Here is an 18,772-nt window from a genome sequence, read left to right as displayed (position 1 = left end):
TAATTACAAAGGTAAATATTCTCTGCTTATCTATCAATTTTCCCTCTGATATGAGCATGTATTTTACAAAAATATACAATTATAGCAATGCCTGAATGACATATTATTGTTGGTAAATTTCCCTTACTGTAAATTGAAAAAGTCGGTTTAAAGCTAGAAGGAGTCTCTAAGAAGGCTATTTTCGGTCTAGTTATAAAGCATTACGGTAAAATATTTCATCGCTGTATAATTTGTTTATCAAACGTCTTGTTTTAGAGACAAAATCAATAGCGCAATATTTTCTTGTGTTAATTTCAATGTTGACAATAGTTTCGCTTCTACTTTATCCTGTTCACAATAATGATATAAGGGACTGACTTATCAAATGGAACTGATACTAAACATCACTAGTTATCACAGACTTTCACCTGAAATAGAAGCCACTAAAACTGTAACAGATTCATTAACTTTTGGTCGCTCTGAAGCGTGCGATTGGCACTTACCTGATCCCGAAAAAATAATCTCAAGTAAACACGGCATAATAGAAAAAGAAGGTGACTCTTTTTACGTATACGATAATTCAACCAATGGATTATTTATTAATTTTGCTGTAGCGCCGCTCGGTCAAGGCAACAAACAACGTTTGTCAGACAGTGACGTGTTAACCATTGGCGATTTTCAAGTCAGTGTGGTGCTAACATCAGCTCAACAAGTCGATGTGAGTAATTCTGCTCCAAGTCATTTTCAATCAGTAGATGCTTTCGCTGCGCAAAATTCTCAACCGGCTGAGCAGTCTATACCTTCATTCGATGACTCGATTATGAATGAGTCGATGCCTGAGATATCAGTGACTGCGCAGCAACAAACTGATAATCATATTCCGGAAGACTGGGATGAATTAACGCGCCTTATGAATACCGATGATTTTGACATTGGCAATAATGTTAGCAATTCATCAGCACCTGTTGATACCCCTGCGCCTATTCAAGAACCCCCCCGTTCAAGTAGCCACGCTAATGAGCATAAGCCTGAGATACAGTCTGCACCAGTAAAAAACGTGGTTCAAAGTGACAAGGCGTTATCAGATGCGTTTTTAAAAGGGTTGGGGATTAAAGATGAACTTAAAAATTCGTTAGATAATGAAAAGCTGTGGTTTGAAATGGGCCAAGGGCTTAATTTATTGCTCACTGAGCTTATGGAATCTTTACGTCAACGCGCTATTGTAAAAAACAAATTAAGATTGAATCATACGATGTTTCAGGCTGAGCAAAACAATCCATTAAAATTTTCTGCCAACATTGATGACGTTATTCAGAACTTGTTCATAAAAAATAGTGCAAGCTTTCTGTCTTCGAATGAATCTATTAAAGAAAGCTTTATAGACACACGTAAGCATGAGCATGCATTACTCGCTGGTGCAGATGGCGTGTTAAAAGGGATGTTGTCGCAGGTTTCTCCCATGCAAATTAATCAACAGGCAAACGATAATTCTAACGTGTTAAAAATTATCCCTGGTCAAATAGAGTCTAAATGCTGGAAATTATATCAAAGTTTATATGATGATATTTCTCAGGAAGTGAACACTAAAGGCGCCATGGCAATGTCAGATGATTTCTTAAAGGCATACAACGATCGAATCAAAGAAACGCACTAGAAAGGAAAGTAAATAATGTACAAAGTTAAGCTCTACTTATTGAGTTTTAGTTTACTATTTTTGGTAATGGGATGTTCTACGATGAATAAAATCGTACCCCCTTCTACCGATCTGATCATTAATGTATCTAAAAATGTTAATCCAGATACATCAGAACGTCCTTCTCCAGTGGTAATGAAAATTTTTGAGCTCAGCTCAAGAACTATTTTTGACACGCAGGACTTTTTTAGCTTGTACGACACACCAGAAAAGATCCTCGGACCTGACTTATTAAAAAAAGATGAATTAGAACTTCAGCCTGATTCTGTGCAGCAATATAAAATGAGCCTTAATCGTAATACTCGTTACGTTGGGGTTGTTGTTGCTTATAGAAATATAGACCAAGCAAGGTGGAGAGCGGTTATAGAAGTTGACCCTACCGGCTATGACGATATCAATGTTAATGTAGAAGCAATTGCGACATACATGAGAGAGCAATAAAAAAGGATTTTTAAAATGGGTGATAACACTCGTGTTGCTTGGACTGAAGGGATGTTTTTAAGACCTCAGCACTTTCAACAAGCAGACAAATATATTTCCAATGTTATCAAGCAAGTTTGCAGTGGCAACCTTGCTGATCCATGGGGGATAATTGATATAAGTATTGATAATGAATTACTTAACAGCGGGCAGTTTGCCGTGGACGCATTATCAGCAATCACTCCAGACTTATTACCAATAGATATGCCTCAATCAACGTCGCTACCTGAACCGTTGGTGGTTAATAAAGATGTTTTTGATGAAGTTGTTTATCTTGCCATCCCTGCGCTAAAAAATAGCGGGATTAATATATCTTCAGCCGACGATAATACAGTGACTCGTTATAAACTCAATGACCTGTCAGTGAGTGATGATTTATTAGGAGCGCAATCTCAAGAAATTATTCAAGTTGCGAAAGTGTATAGCAAATTGATGCTGTCGTCTGATGATCACTCAGGCTATATTGTATTACCTTTAGCTAGAATTATAGATGTGAGTAGTGAAGGCCAAATAAAGTTAGATGCAAAGTATATTCCTCCATCTTTAAAAGTAGGGCAATGTAAACCCTTATCAGGGCTAGTCAGAGAAATAGGCTCAATGATAAAGCAACGCGCTGAAAGCATCGCCGCAAGGCTCAGCCAGGGCTATGCAGGAAGTTCTTCAGTTGCAGATTTTATCATGCTACAAACATTAAATAAGTATGATGCGATATTTAATAACTTACTTAGTGTCAATAGTTTACACCCTAATGTATTTTACAGTCGTTTAATTGAGCTTGCGGGCGAGTTATCAACCTTCAGCACTGCTAATAAGAGAGTGCCTAAATTACCCAATTATGACCATACTAATTTAGGGCAGGTATTTAATGAAGTGGTTAACTTTTTATATCAGTCGTTGAGTCACGTTATTGAGCAAACAGCAACTGAAATTAAACTTGAGCAAAGTAAATTTGGTATTTCTTTTGGTGCGTTAAAAGATAAGTCTATTCTTAATTCAGCCCAATTTGTATTAGCAATTAAAGCAAGTGTGCCTCATGAAGAATTAAGAAAAATTCTACCTTCACAAATTAAAATTGGCAGTGTAGAAACTATTCGAGATCTGGTAAATAACCAAATTCCAGGTATTACGATTAGTAATTTACCAACAGCACCAAGACAAATTCCTTATCATGCTGGTTTTCATTATTTTGAATTAAATAGGCATGGTGAACATTGGGATAAATTGCGTTCCAGTGGGGGAATTGCCATTCACCTCTCAGGAAACTACCCTGAGCTACAATTAAGCCTTTGGGCGATAAGAACTTAACTTTTTAAAAGGAAGAGTTTCAATGGACGAAACCATTATCAAACCTCGCCCAGGTCGATTAGGGCGAAATACGCCAAGTAGCAACCCTGCACAAAATGATGCTGATAAAACAGTGATGTCGGTCGAGCCGCCTTCTGCAAAATTATTAGGTAGTAACAAAGTATCGATATTTAAAAACCCTTTGTTAGAAGCGGCAACCGATTGTTTTTCGCTTGTAATTTCAATCAATCAATCGCTTGAAATGAGTAACCTTGCAGCGCTTAAACATCGTTGTGTTGAGGCTATCAAACGATTTGAAGTAGAAGTTCGCAATCAGCACTTATCAAAAGAGGTGATCAATAATTCGCGTTATTGTTTGTGCGCCATTCTTGATGAGTCTGTATTGAACTCAAAATGGAGTTCAATGGAGTGGGCGGATGAAAGCCTACTTTCTACCTTTCATAAAGAAACCTTTGGCGGTGAATATTTTTACACGCTACTTGATTCAGGCTTAGCTCAACCAGAGAGAAATCAACAATTTTTAGAGTTGCAATATCACTGCTTGAATTTAGGATTTAAAGGTAAATATCGCCTAGGTGCCGGTGGTGATACAAAAATCGAAGAATATCGTTCACAACTTTATCATTTATTAAACCAACTTAATGGGCCAATTAACAATAAGCTGTCTCCAAACTGGAAGCAAAGAGTAGCAGCGGGTGTTGAACTGAGAAATCAAGTTCCACTTTGGGTCATATTTTCGGTATTGGGGCTCATATTATTGATGATCTATTTATCAATAAATATGAAGCTGAATAACGATGTTGTAGAGATTAATGAAAAGCTAGCAGGTATTCACCCTTTAGCAGTTAACCAAACTGTTGATAAAAAAGATCAGCAATTACGCGTACTTGAACAGTTGTTGCAAACAGAGATTAAAATGGGGATTGTCGCCGTTGCTAAAACCTCCGATGGGATCCGCATTACAATTAATAGTGAAAACTTGTTTAAGCAAGGAGACGCACAACTTCTCCCTTCATTCCAGCCTATTTTAGAAAAGTTAGCGTTAAGCCTAGAAGGAACTAAAGGGCGAGTCCTCATAACAGGTCATACAGATGACTTACCAATTAGTACTGATAAGTACCCTTCTAATTGGCATCTATCTTTAGCTAGAGCAACACAAGTTGCTAATTTAATGGCTAAAAGTACCAATTTGAGCGGTCGTCTATGGCCAGAAGGAAAGGGCGCAGCAGAGCCTATCGCCAGCAATTCAGATTCAGCTTCTCGGTCGTTAAACCGCAGAATTGAAATCGATCTATTATTTTAATGAGGCTGTAATGAGTTTCTCACAAAAATTTAAAAAAATAACCTACGCACTAACGTCTCGAACCGCTATTTTAATTATCGGTTTTTTAGCCTTATCATTATTAATTTGGTTTGGTGGTCCCCTAATTGCGATTGCAGATTATGTACCGCTTGCCGGTGTTGCAGCAAGACTACTAACTATTTTATTGATACTACTTGTTTTTTCTGTGACTAAAATTTATCGCCTTATGCAGCAAAGCAAACGTGATGAAAAAATGGCAGATGAGTTAATAGATAACAACGATGCAAATAGTAGTGAAGTTAACGAAGAAATAACCACCTTAAAAACCAGAATGAATGAAGCCATAGATTTACTCAAAGACGTAAAACTATTTAAAGGTAAAAATATATACCAATTACCTTGGTATATCATGATTGGTCCACCTGGCGCAGGTAAAACAACGGTTATTCATAATTCAGGCCTAGATTACCCATTAAAGGATAAGCTTGGGGTTGATTTAGTGCATGGTGTTGGTGGTACGCGCAATTGTGATTGGTGGTTTACCAATAAAGCGGTATTAATCGACACCGCCGGTCGTTACACAACGCAAAGTAGCCACGCTAAACACGACTCTAGAGCATGGGAAGGCTTTCTCGGGTTACTAAGAAAACATCGCCCATTACGCCCTATAAATGGGGTAATGATCAGTATGGGTATTTCTGAACTTATGAGTCAGACCAAAACTGAGCGAAACCTTCATGCACGAGCTATAAAACAACGCCTTCAAGAACTACAAAACCAGCTTGGTATGACATTTCCTGTCTATGTTATTTTTTCTAAAGTAGATTTAATTGAAGGATTCAGGGAGTTCTTTGGCGAACTTACTGAGGAAGAATGTGAACAAGTTTGGGGGATCACCTTTGAGCTTGATTTAGATAAAGATACTCAAGTCGATGCATTTAACAAAGAATTCCATGCTTTAATCTCTAAACTTACAGAGATGTTGAACCGTCGACTGATCAACGAGCGTAATGAAGCTATTCGAGCTAAAATCTTTGAATTCCCCAGACAGCTACGTGTACTACAAGGGGTAGCTGATGACTTCTTAAAAGAGATTTTTACTCCTAACGCTTATGAAGAGTTACCTATGTTCAGAGGAGTGTATTTAACCAGCGCCACTCAAGAGGGAACCCCTTCAAGCTTTTTAAATGATGCTAGCGCAGGTAAAACCGATTATATAAACCAATCTAAAAGTTTTTTTATTAAAAACGTTTTAGAGAGCGTTATTTTTCCTGAGCAAAACTTAGCAAGCACTAACAAACACCATGACAAACAAAATAAGTGGCTTCGAGTTGCTAGTGTGTCACTTGCATGTGTTGCTTTGTTCGGCTTTTCAATTTCTTGGTATTTTAGCTTTGCATGGAATAGCAACTTAATTGATGCCACAGATGAAGCAATTGCCACGTACCAAGAATTAGACGCATCATCTTTTGATAGAAATAATCTACTGGTACTAAATGACCGATTAAATGCATTGAGAAACTTGCCAGCAACCAATGCTCAGTTAATTGATCCTGAAGATGCATCTTCAGTTGGCTTTAATAAGCTTACTGAAATTAAAGAATCTTCTACTAATGCTTATAAACGTTCCTTACAAACCTATTTAGAGCCCTTTATTGCGAACACGTTAATAAAGGAAATGGAGGCTCATCCAGAACATCTGAGTTATTTATATGAAACGCTCAGATGCTACTTAATGTTATTTAAACCTGAATATTTTGAGAGTGAAGATATTTACGTTTGGTTTAGTGCATATTTAGATAGAAATTTGCCTGGTGATTTGAACATGCAGACGCGTAATGAGCTGATGAATCATATTGCTGCGTTGTTAAAAGAGGGCGTAACACAAACTGAAATAGATAATCAGGCGGTTCGAGTAGCTCGTGCAGAACTTACGAAACTACCGATTGCAGAAAGAGCATACCAACGACTTCAAGCTGATTTTCTTGATAGCAGTATTCCGCCTTTTAGATTAACCGATATTATTAGCTTTGAAAGTGCGCAAAAGTTTACATTTCGTAACAATGGTGATCTAACGCGCAGTATTCCAGGGTTATACACTTTTAACGGTTTCCATGGAATTTTTAATATTGAAAAAGGAAAAATGCTTGGCAACTTAATGGCCAGTAGCTGGGTGTATGGCCAAGAAGCCTCAGGCACGTATGATATTTCTAAAGCAGAGATAGAAAAGAAGCTAGAGCAACGTTATTTTCAAGATTATATTTATTATTGGCAGTCGTTTTTAGATGACTTGAGTCTTAATCAGTACAGCTCACCTGCTGAGGGTGTGAACATTACTGATGTATTAGCAGGCTCAGAAGCGCCAATAAAAAATATCATCAATGCAGTTAAAAAGAATGTTCAATTAACTAAGCTACCTATCTCTGAAAACCAAAAGGTCGCAGGAGATATTGCCGCTAATGCAGCTAAGGTTGCGATGCAAACTAAAGCAAATCGAATCAAACGCTTTTTACCTGACGAGGCGCCTAAGTTTGAGGTAGAGCTACCGGGCTATCAAGTCGAAGAGGCGTTTGAAGACATTATCGATATAGACATTCAGCAGCTTGATAATATTCAGAAAAACTTAAGAGAGTTGAATATTTATCTAACTAAACTTGATCGAGGCGACCAGCTTAAATACTCAATTAAAGATCAAATAAGTGGTAAGAGTAAACCGAGTTTTATTCGCCAATTAGAGTACCAAAGTAGTGATTTGCCATATCCGTTCAATAGTTGGTTACTTGATATAAGTAGAGATACTAGCAACATCACCAAAAATAGTGCCAACAGACATTTAAATGAAATTTGGAAAAGCAAAGTGTTGCGCGAGTATAACGCGGCAATTGTGGGGCGTTACCCATTTGCTCCGCAGGCTGAAAAAGAGGTCAGCATTAAAGACTTTACTCGCTTCTTTGGCCCTAATGGCACCATAGATAACTTTTTTAATAGCTATGTAGCTCCGAGTGTGGATATGAGCTCTAGCCCGTGGAAATTTGAAAAAGATATTGGTATTAGCAATAACACCTTAAAAATGTTTGAGCATGCTTTCAAAATTCAAACCGCATTTTTTGAACGTGGTAGTGATACCCCTCGAATTGAGTTTGGCTTACGTACTTTTAATTTAGATAAAACGGTATCTAGTTTAATGATTGAAATTGATGGCCAGTCAATGATTTACCGTCATGGTCCACTCAAAGTTACAAACTTTGTATGGCCTGGCGCTAGTGGTCAAAGTAAAACTCGCGTTGTGTTTACACCGCCAAACGGTGGGCGTTCAATTAATACAACTTATCAAGGTGAGTGGTCACTTTATCGAATGCTAGATGAGCTCAGCGAAAAGCGTAGCAAAACACGTCAAGATCTAGAGTTACATTTCTCCTTGATGGGTAACAATGCAAAAGTAGAATTACTGCCTAGCTCAATCAGGCATCCGTTTTGGAACAGCAGTGTAGAGAAGTTTTCATGTCCGACCCGATTGTAGATATTGGTTATCTTGGCAAGGTGCCTTGTTTAGGCGACTTTGTTCAAGATAATGTAACTAAAGAGTTTTCAGAGCATTGGGAGCAATGGCTGCAAGCTGCCATTGCTGTGAGTAAAGAGCAACTTGGTGATGTTTGGCAAGAAAGCTACCTTACTGGCCCTGTTTGGCACTTTGCATTAAGCCCAAACATTGTTGGTGATACTGGCATTATGGGTACGTTATTGCCCAGTATGGATGCAGTAGGAAGGCACTATCCACTCACTGTTACTCGTGCAACTCATATTGCTCCGGTTGATGTGCTTCATTCTGGTGTTTTTTCATTAGAATACGAAGATGCTGTTCTTAAAGTACTTGATGGCTCTGTGGATCTGTTTTCCTGGCGAAAAGAACTGGCTAGTACACTAAGTGACGTTGCTGCAAATAAAAAGCAAGTAAGTTATGCCAATTCAAAAGATAAAAACAAACAAGCAATCGCTCTAGAGTTCTCAGGCACTGAGTTAAGCGACCATATTTTACAAGATGCCATGCATGCGATTTTACATAAAAAGTATGGTGATTACAGTGTTTGGTGGACTCATGGTTCTTGCAATATTAAGCCTATGGTACTGATCACGTCAGCTTTGCCGCCGGTTAATCAAGTAGCCGCTATGCTAGATGGACGTTGGAAGCATTGGGAATGGAATTACACACAGGTAAAAAATAGTGATTAGTAATTTAAGTACAAGTTATGCCATTACTCATAGAGGTGCAGTGAGGCAGCTTAATGAAGATGCGCACGTGGAAATTAACAGCCATAACTTATGGGTCGTAGCTGACGGTATGGGCGGGCATGAAGCGGGTGAAGTTGCTAGTCAATTAGTGGTTGATGTGATTAGAACTACTGTTGAAAAGCTCAGGCTAGAGGACTTGACCGTAAGTCATATTGTTAGCGCTATAGAAGATGCAAATAAGCAACTAAATCAATATAGCGCGCAATACTTAAGCAATAAAACAGCAGGCAGTACGGTAACAGCTTTGTTTGTTAAGAATGAGCGCTATTACATATTATGGGCTGGTGACAGCAGAGCTTATTTATTACGCAATGGTAAACTAACTCAAGTTTCTCGAGATCATAGTCAAGTTAATGACTTAATCGACGAGGGAATGATTTCTGTTGAAGAAGCTAAAAACCACCCATTATCTAACGTTATTACTCGTGCTGTGGGCGTAATGGATGAAGTGAAGGTAGATGTAATTGAGGGTGAGATAAACAAGGGCGATATCTTTTTATTATGTTCAGATGGTCTTACAGGTGAATTATCAGATGAGGATATATGTTTGTCATTAGAGCCAAGTAGCATAATTGATTCAGGAATGGCTTTAATGCACTCCTCGTTAGTTAGAGGTGCTAAAGATAACGTAACTTGTATATTAGTAAAATATGATGATGTAGATGCCAATCAATCGATACAATCTTGTAATTTACAAGATGAGGCAACGATTCCATTGTTCACTAAGTAGCTGATTAAGCCTGTTTTAGTATATTTAAGAAAAAAAGTTGTAAATATATCAGGAACAAAAAACTGTTATTTCAATTATTTACAAAATAACATTAGCCAGCTTATCGGCACAATGGTGCTGAAGCTTGTAATTTAATTTAAAGAATGTAATATTATCTCCGCTCTAAGCTTTAGAGAATATGGATAATATTTAGGACAATGGAATGTTTTTATTTGAAGAGTATATTTCCCCTATTTCAGATACTGAGTTTGCAGGTATTGATCCGCGATCAGATGTCTCTCCAACGTCTACTTACTACGCCTTAAAAGATTTAAGAAACCAACTTCGTGCGGCTGAAAGAAATGCGCTAGTCGATGAAGAAGGAATTGCTTCGCTTTCTCGAGATTGGATTCCGCTACTTGAGCAATGTAGTGAGGCAATTAAAACCGAAAGTAAAGATATAGAATACCTAGCTTGGCTAATTGAAGGCTTGTGCCGCGTTCATGGCTTTAAAGGCATTGCGTTTGGTTTTAGTGTTGCTAAGCACCTTTTGGAACATCATTTTGAGTCACTTTATCCAACACTTGATGACGGTGATGAAATTTCAGACAAAGTGTCTGCATTAGTTGGCTTAAATGGCAGTGCTGGTGAAGGTACGTTAATTATTCCAATTAAAAGTATATACATGACAGACAGTGTCAGTATGGATCCTTTTTCTTTTTGGGAATATCAGCAAGGTTATGACATTTCACGTTTAAGTGATGAAAAACGCGAAAAGAAGATAACCCAAGGTGCCGTTGATTTTGAACAGCTTGAAAAAAGTGCAGCCGAAACCAGTACCGAGTTTTTTGTATCTTTAAAAAATGATATTGAAGATGCGATAGAAAAATTTGCCGCTTTGAGTGAGGTTATGGATAAGGTGACGGGTGAGCCACAACCTACATCTAATATTAAACAAGCATTAGAAGTGAGCTTAGCTGCGGTAAATCATGTTGCAGCAGATAAACTTGAAGCAGCACAAATTGCATTAGATAAGGCAAATGCTGAGCCTGAAGAGGAAGTGGTTGAGGATGAGATAGAAGCAGACTCAGCGCAACCTAAAAAGCGTGTCAGTGATGAGATTGATTCGAGAGAAAACGCAATAAAAAAACTTCAAGAAATTGCGACATTTTTCAGAAAGACTGAACCTCATTCACCAATGTCTTACACGATAGAACAAGTTATTCGATGGAGCGAATTATCGCTACCTGAGTTATTAAATGAGTTAATTACAGATAGTGATGCTAGGACTGGATACTTTAAGTTGTCTGGCATTAAGATCAGCGAAACTGAAACATAGTAAAAGGAGTTCTCAATGAGTATCCATGATAAGTTAAAACGAGTTCGTAAACCAAGAGTACATATCACTTATGATGTGGAAACTGAGGGCGCGGCAGTAAAAAAAGAATTACCCTTTGTAGTAGGTGTAATGGGTGATTTTTCTGGTGATAACACAGAAGCACTTAAACCACTAAAAGATAGACGTTTTATTCAAATTGATCGTGATAACTTTAATGATGTTTTAAAACGTATGAGTCCTTCTCTGCGTTTAAAAGTAGACAATACATTAACGGATGATGGTTCTCAGTTTGAAGTTAACTTGAACTTTAAGTCGATTGACGATTTCGAGCCTGCTGCGGTTGTAAATCAAGTAGAGCCTTTACGCAAATTGATGGAAACGCGCAACAAGCTGCGTGACTTGATGACCAAGATTGACCGCTCAGAAGAGCTTGAAAATGTACTCGAAGAAGTATTAAGTAATACAGCAAGCTTAGACTCGATGGCTAAAGAACTTAACTTAGAGGAGACTGATAAATGAGCACTGAACAATTAGCAACAGAATCAGAATCGGTATCAGAAGTAAGTTCTTCACTATTAGAGCAAGCAATTGGCGCGACTAAACAAACAGAGTCGAGCCGTGCTGAAGAATTACTAAAAACATTAACAGAAGAAGCGTTAAAAGGCACAGTTCAATGGAATAAAAACATGACTGTGACGTTTAATGAAGCTATTCAGTTAATCGATCAAAAAATTTCAAAACAGCTAAGTGTGGTAATGCACTCGGATGAGTTTCAAAAGCTTGAAGGCTCATGGCGCGGTCTGCATCACTTAGTGATGAACTCTGAAACAAGTTCTACATTAAAAATTCGTGTTTTAAACATGAAGAAAAAAGAGCTTCATAAAGATTTAAGTAAAGCCGTTGAGTTTGATCAAAGCCAAACCTTCAAGAAAATTTACGAGTCTGAATTTGGTACCCCAGGTGGTGAACCATATGGCACTATCGTAGGTGACTTTGAATTTACTAATCACCCTGAAGATGTTGAAACATTGAGCTTAATGTCTAATGTGGCTGCAGCTGGATTCTGTCCATTTATTGCTGCCTCTTCACCGTCTTTATTCGGTTTTGATAATTGGGAAGAGCTTACTAAGCCACGCGATTTAGAAAAAGTATTTGAATCATTAGAATACACTAAATGGCGCTCATTTAGAGACAGCGATGATTCACGCTTTGTATCACTTACTATGCCGCGTTTCCTTTCGCGTTTACCTTATGGTGCTGCTTCTAAACCTGTTGAAGAGTTCAACTACGAAGAGTTTGAAGTTGAGCCAAAAGACGGTCGTTCAGTGAGCACTGATAATGGTGATTACTGTTGGAGTAATGCAGCATACGCTATGGCAACTAACATGACCGCTGCGTTTTCTCAATACGGTTTCTGTACTGCTATTCGTGGTGCAGAGGGTGGCGGTAAAGTGGAAGGCTTACCGACTCACATATTCACTAGTGATGATGGTGATCCAGATCTTAAGTGTCCAACAGAAATTGGCATTACAGATCGTCGTGAGGCAGAGTTAAGTCAGTTAGGCTTCTTACCTCTATGTCACTATAAAAATACTGATTATGCTGTTTTCTTTGGCGGTCAAAGCTGTCAAAAACCAAAAATTTACTCAACGCCTGATGCCACGGCTAACGCTGCTATTTCAGCTCGTTTACCATACTTAATGGCAACTTCTCGCTTTGCGCATTACTTAAAAGTAATGGCACGTGACAAGATTGGTAGCTTTATGGAAGCTGAAGACGTTGAATCATGGTTAAACCGTTGGATCCTGTCATATGTAAATGCGACAGAGGGCGGTGGTCAAGACATCAGAGCACGTTACCCTCTTGCAGATGCAAAAGTATCTGTAAAAGAGATCCCAGGTCAACCTGGTGCCTACAACGCTGTTGCTTGGTTGAAACCTTGGTTACAAATGGAAGAACTAACGTCTTCTTTACGTCTTGTAGCTAAAATCCCAGAGATCGGTTAATAATACCGCTCTCTCGCATTAAGGATGATGCAATAGAATGAATCACGAAGAGTTTTCATTTATAAATCAAGACTTCACTTTTCAACAAAAGTCACAGTCTCGAATTAGTGATAATGACGCTTTGCTCGATAGGTTTTTAAATGAAAAAAACCTAGATAAAGCGTTATTGTTATGGCTTGAAGGCTCTTCTGATTCTCCCCTTTCTTGGAATAAGGAGTCTTTGAGTCCTTATTTACAACGTGTAATTATTGAACTCGATCAACTTATTTCATCGCAACTCAACCACATAATTCATGCAGATAGCTTTCAACGCTTAGAAGCTAGCTGGCGTAATCTATGGTGGTTATTGTTACAAACAGAGCAACAAGACAAAGAAAAAAAAGTAAAAGTTAAATTGCTCAATTGTGATTGGTCAACGCTCTCAAAAGACGTGAACAAAGCGATTGATTTTGATCAAAGTATGTTTTTTCAGTTACTTTATCAAAACGAGTTTGACAGTGCCGGAGGCGAGCCTTTTGGTATTGTAATTGGTGATTACGAAATCAGTAATGGTTGCTCAGCAGGCACTATTTACAATGATATTGATACTATAAAAGAGGTATCAAGAACGGCAGCGGCTGCATTTTCTCCTTTTATATGTTCGGCTTCGGCTAATTTATTTGGTGCTGATAGCTTTTCTGATTTAGGTTATTACTCTGATTTATTTAACCAGTTTGAACAACCTGAATATATAAAATGGCAAAGTTTTAGAAAAATGGAAGAAGCGCGCTTTATGGGTTTTACGTTGCCTCATGTGTTAGTTAGGCCGCCTTATGTTAATGATGGCAAACGCCATCAAGATTTTTACTTCAAAGAACAAATAAAAAATCCAGAAACAGATATGTTATGGGGCAGTGCAGCGTATCAGTTTGTATCAACAATAATTAGAGCTTACTGCGACAGCGGTTGGTTTGGTCACATTCGTGGTATAGAGCCAGGCAAAGTTTCTAAGGGATTAGTAACAGGGCTTGCTCGTGATAGCTTTGCAAACGATACCTATCAAAAAGAGGCAAAGCCGCCACTTGATTTATTAGTAACCAGTAAGTTTGAAAAGCAATTTTCTGAGCTCGGTTTTATCCCAGCTTCTTCGGTTACAAATACGGAGCATATTGTTTTTTACAGTAATGCATCGGTTCAAAAAACAAAAAATTACGACTCAAGTGCTGCCAATATCAATGCGCGCCTATCGTCTATGTTGCAATACATTTTGTGTGTATCGCGCTTTGCGCACTATTTAAAATTATTAGCCCGCGATCGTGTCGGGTCTTACAGCACAGCACAGGCCTGTGAAAGAGACTTACAAGCGTGGATAAATAACTACACAACTGCGTCAGACTCCGCGTCTGAGCATATCAGAAGCAAATATCCACTGAGTAATGCAAAAATAAAAGTAAGTGAAAATAAAGCAAACCCGGGGCATTACTTTTCGGTTTTGCAGTTACAGCCCCACTTTCAGTTAGACCAAATGGTCTCGAGTATTAAGTTAATAACAGAGCTCAGTCCTCATCATAAAATAAAGGAATAATCATGAAAAAAATACACAGTTTAATTCGCGAGGGAAAACTTGCTGATGCTTTATTATGTTGCGCTACCGAGTTGCAAGATGAGCCTTTAAATTTTGACATTAGAAGTATTTATTCTGAATTACTTTGCATTAATGGCGAGCTTGAAAAAGCAGACAAACAACTCGACTTTATGGTGCAAAAGAACCCAGAGTTTGCTGTAGGTGCAGTTAACCTTAGACATTTAATTCGTGCCCAGCAATCGCGCGTGGATTTTTATCAAGGTAAGGGTATTCCTAAACTTTTTCATGAAGCCAATGAGCTAGATACCTTGTTTTTAAAAATGCATGTTGCTTTGCTTGAAGGTGAAACATCTGAAGCAGCCAGTCTTGCTCAACAAATGGAAGCGCTTCGTTTGGAGAGTGTTGAAGACGAGCAATCAGCAATTCGAGATTTAGATGATAGCTTAAGTCCTTATTTAGAAGTGCTAGGTACAAATGGCGAGTTTTACCTTGCAAACTTTAATGAAATTGAAACATTAAAAGTAGAACCTGTAACGTCATTATTAGAGGGTATTTGGTTACGCGTTGAAATTACTATTAAAGACGGCCCATCGGGTACCGCTCACTTGCCACTAGTTTACGCAAACTCAAATACAGATCTAGAAAAGCTAGGCCAAGTATCTGATTGGGAAGAACTTCAAGACGAATTTATTATAGGTAAAGGAATGAAAATGTTGTTTGTCAACGATGAAGCCATCACTGTTCCAAACCTGAAAATAAATGTCTTAGAAACAGCTGAGTAAGCATAGTCAATAATTATGATAGAGCATAAGCAGCAGCTTCAAGCATCCATTTTAGATAGGCTCATTGACGATGAGCCAGACTTTCAGGATGCCCCATCTCGTACTGAGGGGATCAGCATTAGTGAGCTGAGAAAAAATGTGCGCAGAGACATAGAAGCGCTGCTAAATGCGCGAATTCAATGGCACACGTGGCCAGCACAATATGCAGAGTTAGCAACATCCTGCTTATCGTATGGTTTACCTGACTTTTCGAGTATGTCGGTGAGCTCTCACGAAGGGCGGGCACTGCTATGTGAAACCGTTAGAAATACAATTTTGAAATTTGAGCCTCGGTTCATTGAAGTTGAGGTATTTACTGACGATGAAGTACCCGTAAATAGAGTATTAAACTTGCGAATAAACGCTTTACTATATGCAGATCCAGAGCCAGAGTTTATTAGCTTTGACTCTGAAGTTGAGCCTGTGAACTTAGGGATGAAGATTATAGAGGCTTCTTTATGAACGATGAATTATTAAAATATTACAATCGTGAATTGGCGTTTGTTCGTCATATGGGTAAAGACTTCTCTGAAAAATACCCTAAAGTTGCAGGGCGATTAAAGCTAAGCGATGATCATATTGAAGACCCTCATGTATCTAGATTAATTGAATCGTTCGCATTTTTAACGGCTAATATTAGGCAAAAGTTAGATGATAGCTTTCCTGAGCTTACTGATGCTTTATTAGGGCAAATGTTACCTGACTATCAAGCGCCTATTCCTTCAATGTCGGTGGTTAAATTAGAGGCTGAAAACCTCTCAACCACGGGAGTAGTCATTCCAAGAGCGAGTGAAGTTGAAACAAATGTTGAGTCAATGAAGCAATGTAAGTTTCAAACCTGTTATGAAACTTACTTATGGCCTGTTGAAATTACCAGTGCTCAATTTGATAACAGTCCTTTTGTGGCACCAAAACCACGTTGGCATGAGAAAGCAAAGTCAATTTTCAAACTTGAGCTAACCGGTGAATACCCGGGTGTATCACTGGCTGAAACTGGGCTGGAAAAATTACGATTATTTATAAATGGCCAATGGCATCATACGCTTAAAGTGTATGAATTATTGTTTAAGCACGCTATTGGCATTGCTTTTGATAATGGTGATGAGGGAATAAAGTACCTTTCTAAAACTCAACTTAAAGCGGTTGGCTTTGATGCAAATGAAGCGGTTGTACCGTATTCGCAGCGATCAAGTGCCGGCTATCGCTTACTCGTCGAAAATTTTACCTTTCCTGAAAAGTTTCGTTTTTTTGAACTTGAAAATATTCACTCATCGTTGCCTAAAAATTCTAATAAATGCACAGTGTATATTTATCTTGATGCTGAATCTTCAGAGCTTGAAAAGCAAGTAGACAAAGACATGTTCTTGATGGGGTGTACGCCCATAATTAATATGTTTGAACAAGAATTAGAACCTATTCGCCCTGAGCTGAGCGAATACGAATACCAGTTAACGCCGCGTTATATGGACTCTGAGATTTCAGAAGTAATTGGTATTTCAGAAGTAATTGCCTTTGACCATAAGGGAAATAAACAAATAGTTTGTCCGTTTTATGGACAAACCCATCCACGATACCAAGGCCATGATGATTTGTTTTGGCATATCCGCAGAGAAACTGCCTCATGGGCAGGGGGTTATGTTGAGTCAGGCACCGAATCGTTTCTATCATTGGTAGATGCACGATTTGAAAATAGCGCTATGGATTATGCTGAAGGGAACACGGTCCTAACCGTACGTGCTAATTGCAGTAATCGAAACCTCCCTGCAAGCATGCCTTTTGGAGACGATGAGCTAGGCTTATTGATGCCAGAGCGCGGCGATGTAATTAAAAAAATTAGATGTTTAATTCCATTTACTCATGCAGTTAGACCGATATTAGCCGATGCAACTCGTTGGCAATTAGTTAATCATTTAACGCTCGACGCGTTTAGTGGAGATGATGCATGTAATAAGCTTAAAGAAGTGCTACGCCTTTATGACTTTAGAGCATCTCCGCAAACAAAAGGCCTTATTGATAATATTTACCGTGTGGTTGTAGAACCCGCAACGGCTCGTGTTGTGCAAAAAGGGCGAGTAAGCTTTGCAACGGGAAGTGAAATTGAAATTACCTTCGCCAATGATGACTTTTCAGGTAGTGGCATGTTTTTCTTTGCCTCTATCCTCGATCATTTCTTTGCGCAATTTGCAGCAATTAATAGCTTTACTCGCGTTAGTTTAAGGCTAAAAGAACAAGAGCAAGTGTATTACCAGTGGCCTGCGCGAGTTGGGGAAAGCCCGTTAATATGATCCAACATATTATTTCTCAAGCGTCACAAGTTGACTTTTATAAAGCAGTTTTCATTATTGAAAACCAGCTGAAAAAGCATGGCTTGGAGTATCGCTATGTAGGGTATGACAGTAGTCCAAAGCAAGAGTTAATTAAGTTTACCGCAACTCAAAAATTTGGTTACCCAGGTAACGCTATCACAAAATTAGAACAAGCAAGCTTTGAAGATGGCTTACATAAAGTCAACATGCAGATCTCTTTTATGGGATTAACGGGTTGTTCGGGGGCTTTGCCTCAATTTTATAGCGAACTGGTGATGCAGCGTCTTCGCTATAAAGATACAACCATGCGCGACTTTTACGACATGTTTAATCACCGTTTGGTGTCTTTATATTATCGAGCGTGGAAAAAATATAAACCGTCTTTAAATCATATAAATAAAGATAAAAACAAAGACCCATACACACAAATATTAGGGCTTTTAAGCGGCGGTTATGATGAACATCAGTTGCACTTTTCAGGCCTTTATAGCCGAAAAATTCGCAATGCTTTTGATTTAAAAAGTGTACTGAGCTCATATCTTGGCTGTGATGTTGTCATTAAACAAATGATAGGTAAGTGGCACGATTTGAAGCCACAAGAGCAAACATGTTTAGCAAGTGAACGCCTTTATGAGGGACAACATGCCCGCTTAGGTGTTGATACGGTAATTGGTAAAAAGATATGGGATATTTCTTCTAATATCGAGATCCATATCAGTACCCGCGATTTTGATAAAGCAAAATCCTTGTTACCTAAAGGCAAGTTATTTGAATTAGCTAAAAAAATTGTCAAAGACTATGCCGGCAATGCTATTTCATTTCGACTTGTTATTGAGTCAGATTTTCAACAACTTGATGCGGTGCAGCTGTCAAAAAGTGAATGCCAACTAGGCGCAAATAGCTTTTTAATGGCGAGTAAAGACACCCCTAAATTTAACCCTACTAAGTTATCGTTTAAAGGATAATTAAAATTAAAA

Annotated in this window: 15 protein-coding genes; all 15 read left to right on the top strand. The window is 38.4% G+C overall.

The window, feature by feature from the left end:
• The first annotated feature begins 364 nt into the window (after positions 1-364).
• The 15 genes from tagH (at position 365) to tssG (ending at position 18,760) form a co-directional block, all read left to right on the top strand.
• Positions 365-1,633: a type VI secretion system-associated FHA domain protein TagH gene (gene tagH, locus FLM47_RS16140; RefSeq protein ID WP_178956946.1), complete on the top strand. Its 1,269-nt coding sequence runs from the start codon at positions 365-367 to the stop codon at positions 1,631-1,633.
• Between the two features lie 15 nt (positions 1,634-1,648).
• A complete protein-coding gene (tssJ, locus tag FLM47_RS16135; protein ID WP_138605841.1) occupies positions 1,649-2,113 on the top strand; it encodes a type VI secretion system lipoprotein TssJ in 465 nt (154 codons plus the stop codon).
• Between the two features lie 15 nt (positions 2,114-2,128).
• Positions 2,129-3,457, top strand: a complete 1,329-nt coding sequence (gene tssK / locus FLM47_RS16130) for a type VI secretion system baseplate subunit TssK (RefSeq protein WP_138605843.1) — start codon at positions 2,129-2,131, stop codon at positions 3,455-3,457.
• Between the two features lie 22 nt (positions 3,458-3,479).
• On the top strand, positions 3,480-4,760 hold the full coding sequence (tssL, locus tag FLM47_RS16125; RefSeq protein WP_178956945.1) for a type VI secretion system protein TssL, long form: 1,281 nt from the start codon (positions 3,480-3,482) through the stop codon (positions 4,758-4,760).
• A gap of 10 nt (positions 4,761-4,770) precedes the next feature.
• On the top strand, positions 4,771-8,280 hold the full coding sequence (tssM, locus tag FLM47_RS16120) for a type VI secretion system membrane subunit TssM (protein WP_138605847.1): 3,510 nt from the start codon (positions 4,771-4,773) through the stop codon (positions 8,278-8,280).
• Complete coding sequence (gene tagF / locus FLM47_RS16115) at positions 8,262-8,990, top strand: type VI secretion system-associated protein TagF (RefSeq protein ID WP_138605849.1); 729 nt, start codon at positions 8,262-8,264, stop codon at positions 8,988-8,990. Before tssM ends, tagF begins: the two co-directional genes overlap by 19 nt.
• Positions 8,983-9,780, top strand: a complete 798-nt coding sequence (locus FLM47_RS16110; protein ID WP_138605851.1) for a PP2C family serine/threonine-protein phosphatase — start codon at positions 8,983-8,985, stop codon at positions 9,778-9,780. Before tagF ends, FLM47_RS16110 begins: the two co-directional genes overlap by 8 nt.
• Positions 9,781-9,982: 202 nt before the next feature.
• The gene (gene tssA / locus FLM47_RS16105) at positions 9,983-11,098 is read left to right on the top strand and encodes a type VI secretion system protein TssA (protein WP_138605853.1); all 1,116 of its coding nucleotides are present in this window, start codon (positions 9,983-9,985) and stop codon (positions 11,096-11,098) included.
• Positions 11,099-11,113: 15 nt separating this feature from the next.
• Positions 11,114-11,617: a type VI secretion system contractile sheath small subunit gene (gene tssB, locus FLM47_RS16100; protein ID WP_010389380.1), complete on the top strand. Its 504-nt coding sequence runs from the start codon at positions 11,114-11,116 to the stop codon at positions 11,615-11,617.
• Positions 11,614-13,104: a type VI secretion system contractile sheath large subunit gene (tssC, locus tag FLM47_RS16095; protein WP_010389377.1), complete on the top strand. Its 1,491-nt coding sequence runs from the start codon at positions 11,614-11,616 to the stop codon at positions 13,102-13,104. Before tssB ends, tssC (FLM47_RS16095) begins: the two co-directional genes overlap by 4 nt.
• Positions 13,105-13,141: 37 nt before the next feature.
• Positions 13,142-14,668, top strand: coding sequence for a type VI secretion system contractile sheath large subunit (gene tssC / locus FLM47_RS16090; RefSeq protein WP_131692235.1), 1,527 nt, complete (start codon positions 13,142-13,144; stop codon positions 14,666-14,668).
• Positions 14,669-14,670: 2 nt separating this feature from the next.
• On the top strand, positions 14,671-15,450 hold the full coding sequence (locus tag FLM47_RS16085; RefSeq protein WP_054201391.1) for a type VI secretion system accessory protein TagJ: 780 nt from the start codon (positions 14,671-14,673) through the stop codon (positions 15,448-15,450).
• A gap of 15 nt (positions 15,451-15,465) precedes the next feature.
• On the top strand, positions 15,466-15,951 hold the full coding sequence (tssE, locus tag FLM47_RS16080) for a type VI secretion system baseplate subunit TssE (RefSeq protein ID WP_010389371.1): 486 nt from the start codon (positions 15,466-15,468) through the stop codon (positions 15,949-15,951).
• A complete protein-coding gene (gene tssF, locus FLM47_RS16075; protein WP_054201390.1) occupies positions 15,948-17,774 on the top strand; it encodes a type VI secretion system baseplate subunit TssF in 1,827 nt (608 codons plus the stop codon). Before tssE ends, tssF begins: the two co-directional genes overlap by 4 nt.
• Positions 17,771-18,760: a type VI secretion system baseplate subunit TssG gene (gene tssG, locus FLM47_RS16070; protein ID WP_178956944.1), complete on the top strand. Its 990-nt coding sequence runs from the start codon at positions 17,771-17,773 to the stop codon at positions 18,758-18,760. Before tssF ends, tssG begins: the two co-directional genes overlap by 4 nt.
• Positions 18,761-18,772: the final 12 nt, after the last annotated feature.

Origin of the sequence: Pseudoalteromonas sp. Scap06, from assembly GCF_013394165.1 — a bacterium.
Lineage (GTDB): Bacteria > Pseudomonadota > Gammaproteobacteria > Enterobacterales > Alteromonadaceae > Pseudoalteromonas.
Note: the sequence above shows the minus strand (reverse complement) of the source record. Positions and strands in the feature narration are given on the sequence as shown.